The organism is Kitasatospora sp. NPDC094015 (assembly GCF_040304075.1).
Taxonomy (GTDB): Bacteria; Actinomycetota; Actinomycetes; order Streptomycetales; family Streptomycetaceae; genus Kitasatospora.
The window spans coordinates 83,048-98,445 of record NZ_JBEOUL010000003.1 but is presented as its reverse complement, the minus strand read 5'-3'; the positions used below and the strand labels follow the sequence as shown (position 1 = coordinate 98,445).

Sequence of the window (15,398 nt, the reverse complement as noted above, 5' to 3'; positions counted from 1 at the left end):
ATACTGCAGTGGCTGATGTCTGATTTGTCTGTGACTTTCCTCCTTGTCCTCAAATTGTTAGGTAATACCGTTCTACGCTGTGCAGTTGCCCGATTCCGGAGTGTCGACCAAACCGGCCGAACGGACAACGAGAAGGGCCGGATCACACCCGAGGTGTGATCCGGCCCTCAATTACGGACGGTGAGTCCGAACGGGTGGCGCGGGTGTCCGGAACGGGTCAGCTGAGCCGCTCGATGACCATCGCCATGCCCTGGCCGCCGCCCACGCACATGGTCTCCAGGCCGAACTGCTTGTCGTGCCACTGCAGGGAGTTGATCAGCGTGGTGGTGATCCGGGCGCCGGTCATGCCGAAGGGGTGGCCGACCGCGATCGCGCCGCCGTTGACGTTGAGGCGGTCCAGGTCGATGCCCAGGTCCCGGTAGGACGGGATGACCTGGGCCGCGAAGGCCTCGTTGATCTCGACCAGGTCGATGTCGCCGATCGACAGGCCGGCCCGCTTCAGCGCCTGCCGGGAGGCCTCGACCGGGCCGTAGCCCATGATCTCGGGGGAGAGCGCGCTGACGCCGGTGGAGACCACCCGGGCCAGCGGGGTGATGCCGAGCTCGCGGGCCTTGGTGTCGGACATGATCACCAGGGCGGCGGCGCCGTCGTTCAGCGGGCAGCAGTTACCGGCGGTCACCGTGCCGTCGGGGCGGAACACCGGCTTGAGGCCGGAGACGGCCTCCAGGGTGACGCCGGCGCGCGGGCCGTCGTCCGCCGAGACCACGGTGCCGTCCGGGGTGGTGACCGGGGTGATCTCGCGCTGCCAGAAGCCGGCCTTGACGGCGGCCTCGGCCAGGTTCTGCGAGCGGACGCCGAACGCGTCCTGGTCGGCCCGGGTGACGCCCTTGAGCGCCGCCAGGTTCTCCGCGGTCTGCCCCATCGCGATGTAGGCGTCCGGGACCAGGCCGTCCTCGCGCGGGTCGTGCCACTCGCCGCCGCCGTTGGCGGCCCGCTCGGCGGTCCGGGCGAGCGCGTCGTCGAAGAGCGGGTTGAGCGTGCCCGGCATGCCGTCCGAGGTGCCGTTGACGCTGCGCGAGACGGTCTCGACGCCGGCCGAGACGAAGATGTCGCCCTCGCCGGCCTTGATCGCGTGCAGCGCCATCCGGGTGGTCTGCAGCGAGGAGGAGCAGTACCGGGTGATGGTGGTGCCCGGGAGGTAGTCCATGCCCATCTGGACCGCGACGATCCGGGCCAGGTTGTGGCCCTGCTCGCCGCCGGGCAGGCCGCAGCCGAGCATCAGGTCGTCGATCTGCCGCGGGTCCAGCTCGGGCACCTTGGCGAGCGCGGCACCGATGATCTGCGCGGTCAGGTCGTCCGGCCGGACGTCCTTGAGCGAGCCCTTGAAGGCCCGGCCGATCGGCGAACGGGCGGCGCTGACGATGACGGCTTCGGGCATGACGGGCTCCTCGCTGGCGGGTCCTGGGTGAGCGCCGACCGGGCAGGGCGGAGCCCCGGGGGTCGCTCGAAGGAAAGTTACCGCTAAGTAGCTCCGGCGTCACCCGCCCCCGGATGTGAGTTGGCCGACGCGGATTCCGGCTGCGGGGCGCTGCCCGCCCCGGGCAGGCCGAGCCGCAGCCGGTGCCGCAGCTGCGCCCAGCGCCGGGCGCCCTCGGGGCCGACCGCGACCACCTCGGTGCCGGACTGCCCGGCCGCCGCGGCGGCCGCCACGGCCACCGGCAGCACCGCGTCGCCCTGCACCGGCACGGCCGGGCCGGTCTCCTGCGGCCAGAGGTCGATGGCGGCGCAGAGCGAGGGCAGCAGGGCCATCGCGGCCGTCGCGTAGCCCTGGGCGGAGGGGTGGTAGCGGTCCGCCGCGAACATCTCCGGCCGGGCGGCGAACTCCGGGCCGAGCAGCGAGCCCAGCGAGACCGTCCGCCCGCCCGCCTCCACCACCGCGATGGTCTGGGCGGCCGCCAGCTGCCGGCTGACCCGCCGGGCCACCCAGCGCAGCGGCGGCCGCACCGGCTTGATGGTGCCGAGATCCGGGCAGGTGCCGACCACCACCTCGCAGCCGGCGGCCCGCAGCGCCAGCACCGCGTCGGCGAGCTGGCGCACCGACTGGGAGGCGGGGCTGCGCCGGGTCACGTCGTTGGCGCCGATCATGATCACGGCCAGCTGCGGCCGGTACGGCAGGGCCAGGTCCACCTGGCGGGCGAGGTCCGAGGAGCGGGCGCCGGACAGGGCCACGTTGCGCAGCCGTACCCGGCGTTCGGCCACCGAGGCGAGGCCCGAGGCCAGCAGGGCGCCGGGGGTCTCCTGCCCGCGGGTGACGCCCAGCCCGGCGGCGGTGGAGTCGCCGAGGAAGACCAGCCGCAGCGGCGGCCGGACGTCCCCGGGCTCCAGGAACGCCTCCCCGTACACCCCGTCGGCCCGCGGCGCGTCCCCGTCCAGCAGGCCGATCGCGCGCACCGCCATCCGGCTCTCGGTCAGCAGCAGCCCGGCCACCCCCACCCCGAGCAGGCCCAGCCCGCCCCCGCCGTAGGCCGCGGCGGTCGCGATCCTGCGGGCCACCCGGGCCCTCGACGCCTGTGCCCCTGGCATCCGGCACCCCCTTGTGCGTAGGCCCCGCACCGGCTCGTGCGGCGGCTCCGTAGTCCTAGGTACCCGCGGGGACCCGCGCGCTATCGGCGCCCATCGGCCATCCGTGGCCATAGGCTTTCAGTACCCACAGTCACAGAAGCCACAGACCGGGAGGATCCCCGTGCGGTACCACAACTCGATCATTGATCTGGTCGGCAACACACCTCTCGTCAAGCTCAACAAGGTCACCGACGGAATCAGTGCCACGGTGCTGGCGAAGGTCGAGTACTTCAACCCCGGCGGTTCCGTGAAGGACCGGATCGCGATGCGCATGATCGAGGCCGCGGAGGCCTCCGGCGCGCTCAAGCCCGGTGGCACCATCGTCGAGCCCACCTCGGGCAACACCGGCGTGGGCCTGGCGATCGTGGCCCAGCAGAAGGGCTACAAGTGCATCTTCGTCTGCCCTGACAAGGTGTCCACCGACAAGATCAACACGCTCCGGGCGTACGGCGCCGAGGTGGTGGTCTGTCCGACCGCCGTCGCGCCCGAGCACCCGGACTCGTACTACAACGTCTCCGACCGGCTGGTCCGCGAGACCCCGAACGCCTGGAAGCCGGACCAGTACTCCAACCCGGACAACCCGGCCTCGCACTACCACTCCACCGGCCCGGAGCTGTGGGAGCAGACCGACGGCAAGATCACCCACTTCGTCGCCGGCGTCGGCACCGGCGGCACCATCTCCGGCACCGGCCGCTACCTGAAGGACGCCTCCGAGGGCGCCGTCAAGGTGATCGGCGCCGACCCGGAGGGCTCGGTCTACTCCGGCGGCACCGGCCGCCCGTACCTGGTCGAGGGCGTCGGCGAGGACTTCTGGCCGACCGCCTACGACCGCGAGGTGGCGGACGAGATCGTCGCCGTCTCCGACAAGGACTCCTTCCAGATGACCCGCCGCCTGGCCAAGGAGGAGGGCCTGCTGGTCGGCGGTTCCTGCGGGATGGCCGTGGTGGCCGCGCTCGAGGTGGCCCGCCGGCTCGGCCCGGACGACGTGGTCGTCGTGCTGCTGCCGGACGGCGGCCGCGGCTACCTGTCGAAGATCTTCAACGACGACTGGATGGCCGACTACGGCTTCCTGCCGACCGCCGCCGACGAGGCGCACATCGGCGAGGTGCTGGCCCGCAAGGACGCCGTCGAGCACGAGGGCATCCCGCAGTTCGTCCACATGCACCCCACCGAGACGGTCGCCGAGGCCGTCCGGGTGCTGCGCGACTTCGGCGTCTCCCAGATGCCGGTGGTCTCGGCCGGCGCCGGGCACCCGGACATCATGGCCGGCGAGGTGGTCGGCTCGGTGGTCGAGCGCGAGCTGCTGGACGGCCTGTTCGCCCAGCGCATCCAGCTCACCGACACCCTGGACAGGGTGATGTCCAAGCCGCTGCCGGTGGTCGGCTCCGGCGAGTCGGTGACCAGCCTGATGGCCGTGCTGGAGAAGGCCGACGCGGCCGTGGTGCTGGTCGAGGGCAAGCCGCAGGGCATCGTCACCCGGCAGGACCTGCTGTCCTACCTGACCAGCCGCGCCGGTCACTGACCCGGGGTCAGCAGGCGGCGCGCGGCCGCCGGGTGGGGTCGGGTCGCCGGGCTGCCGGATGGGTCGGGCGCCGGGCTGCCGGGTGGGGTCGGGCCGGTCGTGGCGGTTGGTACACCGACGTCACGTCCGCGCAGCACGGGGTTAACACGGCTGCGGCAACGTAGTGGTCGACGGCGGGACACCGAGCACGGTGGCCGCGGAGGTCCGGGAGCGGCTCCCCGGCGCCGCAGCCATCGCGGACACGTCGGTCGGCCCTGACCCGGCCCACCGTGTCCCGTGCGCGGGGGCTGCCGTCGTCCCGCCCCTGTCCGGCTCCGGCCGGGGCACAGGGTGTGGTGGCCCCCGCGCCACCCCATCGCGCCGCCAGGCGCGTCTCCGCGGGCTCCCGGGTGGGGGAGCTCCGCGGGGGTGGCAGGGCCGGTTCCCGAACTCCGGGGGCCGGCCCTGTCGCACGGCGGCCCCCGGCCGCGGCCCGCGCCGTGCGTCCGGCGCCGCCCCCGTTTCCGTGCGGCCCTCCGCTCGCCTACGCTCGCAGGCATGACCAGCACTGATCTTTCCGGGCAGGACACGCCGCGTTACGTCCGCCTCACCATAGAGCTCATCGCGGAGATCACCGATGAGCAGGCCCTGAAGGCCGCCGCACTGGCCCAGGTCGACAGCGACGAGTACCTCGACGACGACGAGCGGGCCCAGTCCGTCGACGCCATCGAGGTGGACCCGTCGGGTTCGCTCGCCCACTTCGTCGACCCGGTCGCGCTGCTCGGCGAGGTGCCGGGCGTCGAGCTGACCTCGGCCACCTGGGAGTCGGCGATCACCGACTACGACCCGGAGGACGAGACCTGGGAGGAGCACGAGGTGGAGTAGCCCGTCCGGGCCTCTCCCCTTGCCGCCGCCCGTCCCGGAGTTCACCGGGGCGGGCGGCGCTTTTGCGCGCCCGTGCGATCGGCTGCACTCCCGGGCTACCCCGCTTTTCGTTCGTTTGTCCGTTCTGGTGGGATGTTGAGTACTCTCATACGGTCTCGACCATTTCGTACGGAACCGCACCGGATCCCCTTGCGTCGGTTGTAGCCGTCATGTCCTGATACCGAGCAGCAGGGAGCGCCCAGTGACCGGACCGGAGAAGCAGGACCGCCCGCTCGGCGGCCGGTGGAGCCGCCGTGGCGTCCTGGGCGGCCTGCTCGGCGCGCCGGTGCTGTTCGTCGCGGCCTGCACGGGTGACAAGGGCTCCTCCGGCTCCTCCGGCTCCTCCGGCGGCGCTGCGGGGTCCTCGGGCGGACCGGTCGCCGACACCGGGTCGCCGAGCCCGAAGACCTCGGTGGCGAAGATCACCGTGTTCCCGGTCACCGGCACCACCGACGCCGAGTTCAACCAGCCGGTCAAGGTCACCGTGACCGGCGGCACCCTGACCTCGGTCAAGCTGGCCGACCTGGCGGGCACCGAGATACCCGGGCAGACCTCCGCCGACGGCACCACCTGGACCTCGACCGGCCAGCTGCGCAGCGGCACCCGGTACACGGTCGCGGTGTCCGCCGTCGACCGGGACGGCCTGGAGGCGGTCGCCAACACCGGCTTCGCCACCGCCACCCCGGCCAGCACCTTCGTCGGCTACTTCACGCCCGAGGACGGCTCCACGGTCGGGGTCGGGATGCCGGTCTCGATCCGCTTCAACAAGGTGATCACCAACCGCACGGCCGTCCAGGAGGCCATCACCGTGGTCGCCGAGCCCGGGGTGGAGATCGTCGGCCACTGGTTCTCCGACACCCGGCTGGACTTCCGGCCGCAGCAGTACTGGGCCAAGGGCACCAAGGTGACGCTCAGCCTCCGGCTGAAGGACGTCGAGGGGGCCAAGGGCGTCTTCGGCACCCAGTCCAAGGACGTCACCTTCACCATCGGCCGCAGCCAGACCAGCGTCGCCGACCTCGCCTCGGACATGCTCACGGTGACCACGGACGGCAAGGTGACCGCCACCTACCCGATCATCGGCGGCTCCCCCGAGCACCGCACCTGGGGCGGCAAGCTGGTCATCTCCGAGCAGTTCCAGCAGACCAAGATGGACTCGGCCACCGTGGGGCTCGGCGACGAGTACAACATCCCGGACGTGCCGCACGCCCAGCGCCTGACCACCTCGGGGACCTTCATCCACGGCAACTACTGGTCGCCGGGCTCCCAGTTCGGCCACGCCAACACCAGCCACGGCTGCATCTCGCTGCGGGACGTCCAGGGCGGCACCGACCCCACCACCAACGCGGCCAAGTTCTACGCCGGTTCGCTGATCGGCGACGTGGTCGAGGTGGTCAACTCCGGTGACAAGACGGTCGATCCGGCCAACGGGCTGAACGGCTGGAACATGACCTGGGCCCAGTGGAAGGCCGGCAGCGCCGTCTGACCCTCCGGTGGCCCTCCGGCCGGCCGGCCCCGGGGTGACGTGACGTCCGAATCCCGCCGGACCGCGGGCCGCCGGCCCGGCAGGGTGGAGGCATGACCTCCTCCCCGGCCCTCTCCCCGGCCGTTTCGCCGCCCACCCTGGACGTCCGCCCGATCGCCCCCGAGGTGCTGCGCGCCCTGCGCACCCTGGACGACGCCGGCCGGCCGCCGGTCCGCTCCACCGACACCGCCGGCGGCGCGCCGCTGCGCTGCTGCCTCACCCGGGCCAGGCCCGGCGAGCAGATCCTGCTGCTCTCGTACGCGCCGCTGCGCCGGTGGGCCGCGGCGAGCGGCACCGACCCGGGCCCGTACGACGAGCAGGGACCGGTCTTCGTGCACGCCGGCGACTGCCCGGGCCCGGCCGGGGACTGGCCGCGCGACCTGCACCAGGGCGACCGGGTGGTGCGCTGCTACGACGCCGGCGGCCGGATCCTGCGCGGGCGCGCGGCCGGACCGGCCGAGGTCCGGCAGGCGGTGACCGAGGAACTGGCCGACCCCGAGGTGGCCGTGGTGCACGTGCGCGCGCTCGCGTTCGGCTGCTTCCTGCACGAGGTGCGGCGCGGCCCGGCGGCATGACATCCGTCATGGCGGACCCGTGCGCTGCGGCCCTGCCGGGCCCCGGCGGCGGACGCCAGGATGGATCCCGCCGGCGCACCCGCCGGCCGCACACCACCGGGGGAGACCATGAACGCCGTCGTCGAGGCACCGCATCCGGCCGTTGCCGACCAGGCCGTCGCGGACGGCGCCGAACTGGCGCTGCCGGTCTGGTTCTTCGCCTTCGAGGGTGTGCTCTCGGCCGCGTTCGACCTGATCAAGGCCGTTCCGGCGGTCTGGCCGGCGCTGGTGGCGCTGTTCGTGGTCAACCTCGCCGTCTCGCTGACCATGATGCGCAAGCGGCTCAAGCTGGCCAAGGCGCTCTGGCGCGGCCGCGGCACCCGGCGGATCGCCATCGGCCTGCTGGTGTTCCGGGTCGGCAGCCACCTCCTGCTCGCCGCCGCCGGGCTCGCGGTCACCGGCACGGTGGCCCACCTGGCGTTCGCCCTGCTGCTGGCCGGCGCCACCGTCACGCTGCTCGCGTACAGCCAGCGCACCGCGCTGCGGGCCCTCGCCGCGCAGTCGGCCTGAGCCCCGCGGGGCAGGTCGGCTCCCGGTGCGGGGCAAGCGGGGGGCTGTTGCGGGCGGCGCCGGGCGGAGGGAGGCTGACAGGAAGTCCTGCCCCGGCCGGACCGCGCACCGGCGGGCCCCGGCCGCGGGCGTCCCGAGGAGCGCACATGTCCACGATCCACTTCCACCAGACGACCACCGCCACCCCCGAGCAGTTCGTCGCCGGGCTCACCGACTTCGGTCCGGGCCGCGCGGAACTCTTCGGCAACAGCTCCGAGAAGTACCTGAAGGTGCACCGGCGCGGGGACCACGAGGCGGACGTCACCGAGGGCGCGGGCGGGGTCTGGGAACGCCTGCACTACGACTGGTCCGACCCCGACCGGGTGGTCATGACCACCACCGACTCCAACGTGTGGGGCGGCCACTCGGGCCACACCTACACCTTCACCCGCAAGCCGGACGGGACCACCGAGGTCGACGCCGTCGTGGTCCGCGAGGGCAAGAACGTCAAGGGGCACCTGCTCGGCGCCGTCGTCGGGACGGTCGGGAAGCACAAGCTGGAGAAGGCGTTCACCGACAGCGGCCGGGCCATCGAGGCCCGGCACTACGGCGCCCCGGGAGCCTGACCGGCCCGGGGCGCACCGGCCGGCGGGACCCCGGCAGGGCCGCCGTCGCCGTCAGACCGCGGCCGGCTGCAGACCGGCCCCGGCGAGCAGGGCACGCAGCGGGCCGGTGTCCGGGGCGTCGGCGGCCACCGCGTCCAGCGCGGCGTCGAACCGCTCGGCCATCCCCTCCGGCAGCACCAGCGCGGACGCCGACGACCAGGACAGCTCCCAGCGGGCCAGTCCGGCCGTGGCCAGCGCCAGCACGACCAGCCGCCCGGTGGCGGTGCGCAGCGCACGGCCGGGCGCCGCGGGCGCGGCGGGATCGGCCGGCAGCCGGCCGGCGAGGTCCGGGCCCTCGCCCCGGTCGACGGCGTCCAGCAGGGCGTCGACCGTCCCGGGCCGACCGGAGCCGGTCAGCGCGCGCAGGATCGGCTGCGCGGCCGCCTTGGCCTGCGCCAGGTGGCTCTCGGCGACCAGCTCGGGCCAGTCGAGGCGGCGCTTGCCGGCGGCCTCGGGCACCAGGGTGGCCTTCTCCAGCGCGGCCAGCGTCCGCTCCGGCCGCTCCAGCAGTCCCAGCGCCGGTCCCGCGCCGGCGTCGGCGCGGCCGTCGGCGGGCAGTGCCTCGATCGCGGCGACCCGCTGGGCGATCGGCGGGTGCGAGTCGTACGGGTCGGCGGCCTGCTCGGGCAGGGCGAGGCCGAGCGCCGCCAGCTCCTCCCGCCGCGCCGGATCGGCCAGCAGCCGGGCGAGGCCGCCGTACACCTGGCCGGGGACGGGCAGCAGCCCGGCGTCCCAGCCGACGGTGGCGTAGGCGTCCAGGTAGAAGCTCTGGGCCGCGGCCAGGGTGGGGATCTTCCGCAGCGCCGATGCGGTCGCGTCCCGGCCGGCGATCGCGGCGGCGGCCCGGTCGGCGGCGTACTCCTGGCGACGGCCGACCGACTCGGAGACCCGGAAGAAGAGCTTCGCGTACAGGGTGAACATGTGCGCCAGCACCCGCTGGACGCCGCCGGTGGCCTCGTCCTGCGCTTTCGGCTTCCGGCCGCGGGCCAGCCGGTCCTCGGCCAGCGCCCGCTGCTCGGCCTCCTCCTCGGCCTGGTACCGGTCGGCCCGCTCGTGCAGGGTGCCGATGCTGTGCAGGATGGCGGTGCGACCCGCCACGGTGACGCCGGCCAGCCGGACGTCCTGATGGCTGAAGTGGCCGAACTCGTGCGCCAGCACGGCGTCCAGCTCCGCCTCGGTGAGCCCGATCAGCAGCGGTGCGCCGATCTCCAGGTGCCGCTTGCCGGGGATCAGGCCGAGCAGCCGGGTGTCCTCCCGGACGGCCGCGTTCACCTCGGCCGTCAGTCGCAGCTCGGCGGGCCCGCGGACCCCGGTCAGTTCGGCGATCCGGTCCACCCGGGCCCACAGCGCCGGCTGGTCGGCCCGGGTCACGGGCAGCCCGCCCGCCTCGCCGCCCTTGGGGCGCCGGGTCAGGAAGACCACCCGGAGCACCGGGTAGATCACCACGGCGGTGAGCGCCCAGATCTTGAACAGGGCCGCGCGCAGGTGGTCCGACCCGAGGTAGAGCGCGACGTCGAGACCGAGCAGGCCGAGCACGACGGCGGCGGCGAGCAGGTAGAAGCCCGCCAGCAGCGCGACCGCCTGCAGGGCGCGCGCAGGAACGGACAGACCGGTGCCGTGCTGGACCGCGGCCATGGCGAGTCCACCCCCCCGAGAAGACGACGACCGGTGCGGTCGATGGGCAACGGGTGGTGATCGTAGCGGTGCGGCAGGCGGGCCGACAGGGAGTAAATCGCGACGGTCCCGTGCTCGGCCGCCCCGCCCGGCCGGGCGCGCACTAGGCTCGTGCCATGACCGAGCACCAGCTTCCCCAGGGCTTCGAGACCCTCGCCATCCATGCGGGTCAGGAAGCAGACCCCCAGACCGGGGCCGTCGTCACGCCGATCTACCAGGTCTCCACCTACAAGCAGGACGGGGTGGGCGGCCTGCGCGGCGGGTACGAGTACAGCCGCTCCGCCAACCCGACCAGGACCGCGCTGGAGGAGTGCCTCGCGGCGCTCGAGGGCGGCAGCCGCGGCCTCGCCTTCGCCTCCGGCCTCGCGGCCGAGGACACCCTGCTGCGCACCGTCCTCAAGCCCGGCGACCACATCGTCATCCCCAACGACGCCTACGGCGGCACCTTCCGGCTGTTCGCCAAGGTGCTGACCCGCTGGGGCGTCGAGTTCTCCGTCGCCAACATGCAGGACCTCTCGGACGTCCGGGCGCAGCTGCGCCAGGCCACCCGCGCGGTGTGGGTGGAGACCCCGTCCAACCCGCTGCTCGGCATCGCCGACCTGGCCGGCCTGGCCGAGATCGCGCACGGCGCGGGCGCCATCCTGGTGGTGGACAACACCTTCGCCAGCCCCTACCTGCAGCAGCCGATCGCGCTCGGCGCCGACGTGGTGGTCCACTCCACCACCAAGTACATGGGCGGCCACTCGGACGTGGTCGGCGGCGCGCTGGTCGCGGCCGAGGCGGGCCTGGGCGAGGAGCTGGCGTACCACCAGAACGCGATGGGCGCGGTCTCCGGCCCGTTCGACGCCTGGCTGGTGCTGCGCGGCATCAAGACGCTGGGCGTACGGATGGACCGGCACTGCTCCAACGCCGAGAAGATCGTCGAGCTGCTGAGCGGCCACCCGAAGGTCAGCCAGGTGCTGTACCCGGGCCTGCCCGAGCACGCCGGCCACGACATCGCGGCCAAGCAGATGAAGGCGTTCGGCGGCATGGTGTCGTTCCGGGTCGCCGGCGGCGAGGCGGCGGCGGTCGAGGTCTGCAACCGGACCGAGCTGTTCACCCTCGGCGAGTCGCTCGGCGGCGTCGAGTCGCTGATCGAGCACCCGGGCCGGATGACCCACGCCTCGGTGGCCGGTTCGGCCCTGGAGGTCCCGGCGGACCTGGTCCGCGTCTCGGTGGGCATCGAGTCGATCGACGACCTGCTGGCCGACCTCCAGCGGGCGCTGGGCTGAGCCGGCCGGCTCACGGCGAGGCGCCCTGACGGCCGCTCCGGCCCACGGTGCGGCGGCCCTGACGGCCGCTCACTCCGGCCGGCCGGTCCAGTACGACTCCAGCGAGTCGTTGAACCGGGCGAGCAGCATGCAGAAGGCGTGCTGCTCCTCGGCGGGCCAGCCGGCCGTCAGGGCGCGCATCAGCTCCTCCCGGTCGGCCCGGACCTCGGCCAGCCGGCGCCCGCCGAGCGGGGTCAGCGCGAGGTGGACCGAGCGCCGGTCGGCCGGGTAGGGCACCCGGCCGACCAGGTCGGCCCGCACCAGCGGGGCGGCCTGCCGGGTCACCGTGGAGGAGTCAATGCCCAGCGCCTCGGCCAGCGACTTGACGTTGGCCGGCCCGTGCCGGTGCAGGTGGTCCAGCAACAGGTAGCCGGCGCGGTCCAGGGCGCCCACGGCGCCGACCCGGACCTGCTCCATCCGGCGGGCGAACACCGCGACCTGGTACTGGAGTTGGGCGTGGAGCGGGTCGTTGCTTCCGGTGGCCTGGGGCGAGGTGGTCGTCATCGCGGCTCACGATCGGGGTGCGGTGAGGGTGGCTCGTGAACCAGCAGCGTACGCGCGCCGGGCGGGCCCGGGAACAGCGCCGTCGTCCCGGCTTCCGGCCGGCGGCGCCCGTACCCTGACCGCATGCACAGTTGGCCGATCACCATCGACGATGTCCGCGGCGCCCAGAAGATGCTGGCCGGGGTCGCCCGCGTCACCCCGATGGAGACCAGCCGGCACCTGGCCGAGCTGGTCGGCGCGCCGGTCCACCTCAAGTGCGAGAACCTCCAGCGCACCGGCTCGTTCAAGCTGCGCGGCGCGTACGTGCGGATCGCCGGCCTGACCCCGGTGCAGAAGGCGGGCGGGGTGGTGGCGGCGAGCGCCGGCAACCACGCCCAGGGGGTGGCGCTGGCGGCGGCCCTGCTGGGCGTGCGCTCCACGGTCTTCATGCCGCTCGCGGCCCCGCTGCCCAAGGTGTCGGCGACCCGCGGGTACGGCGCCGAGGTGCGCCTGCACGGCGCCACGGTGGACGAGGCGCTGCACGCGGCCCAGCGGTACGCGGAGGCGACCGGCGCGGTGTTCATCCACCCCTTCGACCACTGGGACGTGGTGACCGGCCAGGCCACCGTGGGCCTGGAGATCCTGGAGCAGTGCCCCGAGGTGCGCACCATCCTGGTCGGGGTGGGCGGCGGCGGGCTGCTGGCCGGGATCGCGGCCGCGGTGAAGCCGCTGCGGCCGGACGTGCGGGTGGTCGGGGTGCAGGCGGCGGCGGCCGCCGCGTACCCGCCCTCGCTGGCGGCCGGCCGGCCGATCACGCTGGAACGGTTCGCCACCATGGCGGACGGCATCCAGGTGGGGCGGCCCGGCGACATTCCGTTCGAGGTGATCAACACCCTGGCGGACGGCATCCGCACGGTCTCCGAGGAGTCGCTGTCGCGGGCGCTGCTGCTCGGCCTGGAGCGGCTCAAACTGGTCGTCGAGCCGGCCGGGGTCAGCCCGGTGGCGGCCCTGCTGGAGGAGCCCGGGGCGTACGAGGGCCCGGTGGTGGCGGTGCTGTCCGGGGGCAACATCGACCCGCAGCTGATGCAGCGGGTGCTGCGGTACGGCCTGGTGGCGGCCGGGCGCTACCTGTCGCTGCGGGTCCGGCTGGCCGACCGCCCGGGGGCGCTCGCGGACCTGCTGGCCGTGCTCACCCGGGTCGACGCCAACGTGCTGGACGTGGCACACGTGCGGATCGACCCGCGGCTTGGGCTGACCGAGGTCGAGGTGGACCTGCACCTGGAGACCAAAGGCCCGGAGCACTGCGCAGCCGTCCTCGGCGAGCTGCGCGAGGAGGGGTACGTGGTCTCGCAGTAGGGCGCCGGGCGTTGTCAGTGGTGCCTGGGAGGCTGTGGCGGCCGTGGTGGGACACCACCCGGACGGCCGGAGGACCGGACCTTGACGCGATATATCGCGACCTGCCAAGCTCGCGATGTATCGCGAGCTTGCCGATCGGTCGGCCCGGGTAGCAATCCCCACACAGTGGACATTTCAGCCATTCCACCTAGTCATTCCAGCCACTCGTTCCACCCGCTCGTTCCATCCCACTCATTCCGCTCCGTCATTCCGCAACAGGAGATGAGGCAGGCTCATGGCGCCAGCCATCCAAGCCGAGAACCTGGTGAAGACCTTCGGGGACGTCCGCGCGCTCGACGGCGTCAGCCTCGACGTGCCCGAGGGCACCGTGCTCGGACTGCTCGGCCCGAACGGCGCCGGCAAGACCACCACGGTGCGGGTGCTGACCACCCTGCTCCGCCCCGACTCCGGCCGTGCCACGGTCGCCGGGGTGGACGTGCTCAAGCACCCCAACAAGGTGCGCAGCCTGATCGGCCTGTCCGGTCAGTACGCCGCCGTCGACGAGTACCTGACCGGCCGTGAGAACCTCCAGATGGTCGGCGAGCTCTACCAGATGACCCCGCGGGACGCGAAGGCCCGCGCACTGGAGCTGCTGGAGTGGTTCAACCTCAGCGAGGCGATGGACCGCACGGCCAAGACCTACTCCGGCGGCATGCGGCGCCGGCTCGACCTGGCCGCCGCCCTGGTGGTCCGCCCGCCGGTGATGTTCCTGGACGAGCCGACCACCGGCCTCGACCCGCGCAACCGGCTGGCGCTCTGGGAGGTCATCGAGACCCTGGTCGAGCAGGGCACCACGCTGCTGCTGACCACCCAGTACCTCGAGGAGGCCGACCGCCTCGCGCACGACATCGCGGTGGTCGACCACGGCAAGGTGATCGCCCGCGGCACCGCGGACGAGCTCAAGGCGCAGATCGGCGGCGAGCGGGTCGAGGTCGTGGTGCACGACCGCGCCGACGTCACCGAGGCGGTCGCCGCCCTGACCCCGTACGCCAAGGGCGACCCGGCGGTGGAGAAGAACACCCGGAGGATCACCGTCCCGGTCAGCGGCGGCGCCAAGGTGCTCGCCGACGTGATCCGCGAGCTGGACGCCCGGTCGATCGAGATCGACGACATCGGGCTGCGCCGGCCCACCCTGGACGACGTGTTCCTGTCGCTGACCGGCCACGTCACCGAGGGCGGGGAGAGCGGCGAGGACGCCGAGCAGCCCGCCGAGGGGCCCGCCAAGGGGCACAAGAGCCACGGGAAGGACGCCTGAGATGACCACCGCCACCTCGCACGCCATCGGCGGCGCCGTCCCCCGTCAGCGCGGCGGCATCGCGGCCATGGCCCACGACTCCTGGGTGGTCGCCAAGCGCAACCTGCGCCGGATGACCCGCATCCCGGAGATCGTGGTCTTCGGGCTGATGCAGCCGGTGATGTTCGTGCTGCTGTTCTCCTACGTGATGGGCGGGGCGATCCAGATCCCCGGCACCACGGCCAGCTCCTCGACGTACACCCAGTTCCTGATGGCCGGCATCTTCGCCCAGACGGTCACCTTCGCGGTGGCCGGCGCCTCGGCCGGCATCGCGGAGGACATGACCAAGGGCCTGGTCGACCGCTTCCGCTCGCTGCCGATGACCCGCTCCGCGGTGCTGGTCGGCCGTACCCTGGCGGACCTGGTGCAGACCGCCTTCACCCTGCTGGTGCTGGCCATGGTGGCGCTGCTGGTGGGCTGGCGGATCCACGAGGGCTTCCCGAAGGCGCTGGCCGCGTTCGGGCTGCTGCTCCTGCTCGGGTACTCGTTCTCCTGGATCGGCGCGCTGATCGGCCTGTCGGTCCGCAGCCCCGAGGCGGCCACCTCGGCCGGTCTGATCTGGCTGTTCCCGCTGACGTTCGTCTCCAACGCCTTCGTGCCGGTCTCCTCGATGCCGGGCTGGCTGCAGCCGATCGCCTACTGGAACCCGTTCAGCGCCACCGTGCAGGCCTGCCGCGAGCTGTTCGGCAACCAGGTCGGCCCGACGCCCTCGGCCTGGCCGATGCAGAACGCGATCCTGGTCTCGGTGCTCTGGTCGCTGGTGATCATGGCGGTGTTCTCGTGGCTGTCGGTGCGCAAGTACCGCTCCGCGGTCGGGTAGCGGGGGTCGCTCCGCGGTCGGGTAGCTCTTGCTGTGGAACGCCGAAGCGGCCGTGACCCCTCGGGGTCGCGGCCGCTTCGGCGTC

At 73.3% G+C, this 15,398-nt stretch carries 14 protein-coding genes; 10 read left to right on the top strand and 4 right to left on the bottom strand.

All coding sequences use genetic code 11. The annotated features are described in order from the left end of the window. Window positions 1–217: 217 nt before the first annotated feature. Complete coding sequence (locus ABT014_RS04740; RefSeq protein ID WP_350637114.1) at window positions 218–1,438, bottom strand: acetyl-CoA C-acetyltransferase; 1,221 nt, start codon at window positions 1,436–1,438, stop codon at window positions 218–220. 83 nt (window positions 1,439–1,521) lie between these two features. Continuing rightward, the gene (locus ABT014_RS04735) at window positions 1,522–2,583 is read right to left on the bottom strand and encodes an SGNH/GDSL hydrolase family protein (protein WP_350637112.1); all 1,062 of its coding nucleotides are present in this window, start codon (window positions 2,581–2,583) and stop codon (window positions 1,522–1,524) included. Window positions 2,584–2,743: 160 nt separating this feature from the next. Here ABT014_RS04735 and ABT014_RS04730 point away from each other — a divergent pair, with 160 nt between their 5' ends. The 6 genes from ABT014_RS04730 (at window position 2,744) to ABT014_RS04705 (ending at window position 8,298) form a co-directional block, all read left to right on the top strand. After that, window positions 2,744–4,144 (top strand): cystathionine beta-synthase, encoded by a 1,401-nt coding sequence (locus tag ABT014_RS04730; protein ID WP_350637110.1) that lies wholly within the window; start codon window positions 2,744–2,746, stop codon window positions 4,142–4,144. Window positions 4,145–4,681: 537 nt separating this feature from the next. Further along, entirely contained in the window at window positions 4,682–5,008 is a 327-nt protein-coding gene (locus ABT014_RS04725; protein ID WP_350637108.1) for a hypothetical protein, read from the top strand. Window positions 5,009–5,249: 241 nt separating this feature from the next. After that, the gene (locus tag ABT014_RS04720; RefSeq protein ID WP_350637106.1) at window positions 5,250–6,530 is read left to right on the top strand and encodes a L,D-transpeptidase; all 1,281 of its coding nucleotides are present in this window, start codon (window positions 5,250–5,252) and stop codon (window positions 6,528–6,530) included. 92 nt (window positions 6,531–6,622) lie between these two features. Continuing rightward, window positions 6,623–7,144 carry a DUF1203 domain-containing protein gene (locus ABT014_RS04715; RefSeq protein ID WP_350637104.1) on the top strand — a complete coding sequence of 174 codons (522 nt, stop codon included), beginning with the start codon at window positions 6,623–6,625 and terminating at the stop codon, window positions 7,142–7,144. A 108-nt stretch (window positions 7,145–7,252) separates the two neighbouring features. Beyond that, window positions 7,253–7,693, top strand: a complete 441-nt coding sequence (locus ABT014_RS04710; RefSeq protein WP_350637102.1) for a hypothetical protein — start codon at window positions 7,253–7,255, stop codon at window positions 7,691–7,693. Between the two features lie 146 nt (window positions 7,694–7,839). Continuing rightward, a complete protein-coding gene (locus ABT014_RS04705; RefSeq protein WP_350637100.1) occupies window positions 7,840–8,298 on the top strand; it encodes a hypothetical protein in 459 nt (152 codons plus the stop codon). 51 nt (window positions 8,299–8,349) lie between these two features. On the opposite strand, the gene ABT014_RS04700 is transcribed toward ABT014_RS04705, so the two are convergent. Continuing rightward, a complete protein-coding gene (locus tag ABT014_RS04700; RefSeq protein WP_350637098.1) occupies window positions 8,350–9,972 on the bottom strand; it encodes a M48 family metallopeptidase in 1,623 nt (540 codons plus the stop codon). A 155-nt stretch (window positions 9,973–10,127) separates the two neighbouring features. On the opposite strand from ABT014_RS04700, the gene ABT014_RS04695 reads away from it, so the two are divergent. Then, on the top strand, window positions 10,128–11,282 hold the full coding sequence (locus tag ABT014_RS04695) for a cystathionine gamma-synthase (RefSeq protein ID WP_350637096.1): 1,155 nt from the start codon (window positions 10,128–10,130) through the stop codon (window positions 11,280–11,282). Window positions 11,283–11,351: 69 nt separating this feature from the next. Here the strand turns inward: ABT014_RS04695 and ABT014_RS04690 are convergent, their stop codons facing one another. Beyond that, window positions 11,352–11,825, bottom strand: coding sequence for a MarR family winged helix-turn-helix transcriptional regulator (locus ABT014_RS04690; protein ID WP_350637094.1), 474 nt, complete (start codon window positions 11,823–11,825; stop codon window positions 11,352–11,354). A gap of 123 nt (window positions 11,826–11,948) precedes the next feature. Here ABT014_RS04690 and ilvA point away from each other — a divergent pair, with 123 nt between their 5' ends. The 3 genes from ilvA (at window position 11,949) to ABT014_RS04675 (ending at window position 15,313) form a co-directional block, all read left to right on the top strand. After that, window positions 11,949–13,160, top strand: a complete 1,212-nt coding sequence (ilvA, locus tag ABT014_RS04685; protein WP_350637092.1) for a threonine ammonia-lyase — start codon at window positions 11,949–11,951, stop codon at window positions 13,158–13,160. A 274-nt stretch (window positions 13,161–13,434) separates the two neighbouring features. Then, the gene (locus tag ABT014_RS04680) at window positions 13,435–14,454 is read left to right on the top strand and encodes an ATP-binding cassette domain-containing protein (RefSeq protein WP_350637090.1); all 1,020 of its coding nucleotides are present in this window, start codon (window positions 13,435–13,437) and stop codon (window positions 14,452–14,454) included. 1 nt (window position 14,455) lies between these two features. Then, window positions 14,456–15,313, top strand: coding sequence for an ABC transporter permease (locus ABT014_RS04675; protein ID WP_350637088.1), 858 nt, complete (start codon window positions 14,456–14,458; stop codon window positions 15,311–15,313). Window positions 15,314–15,398 lie beyond the last annotated feature (85 nt).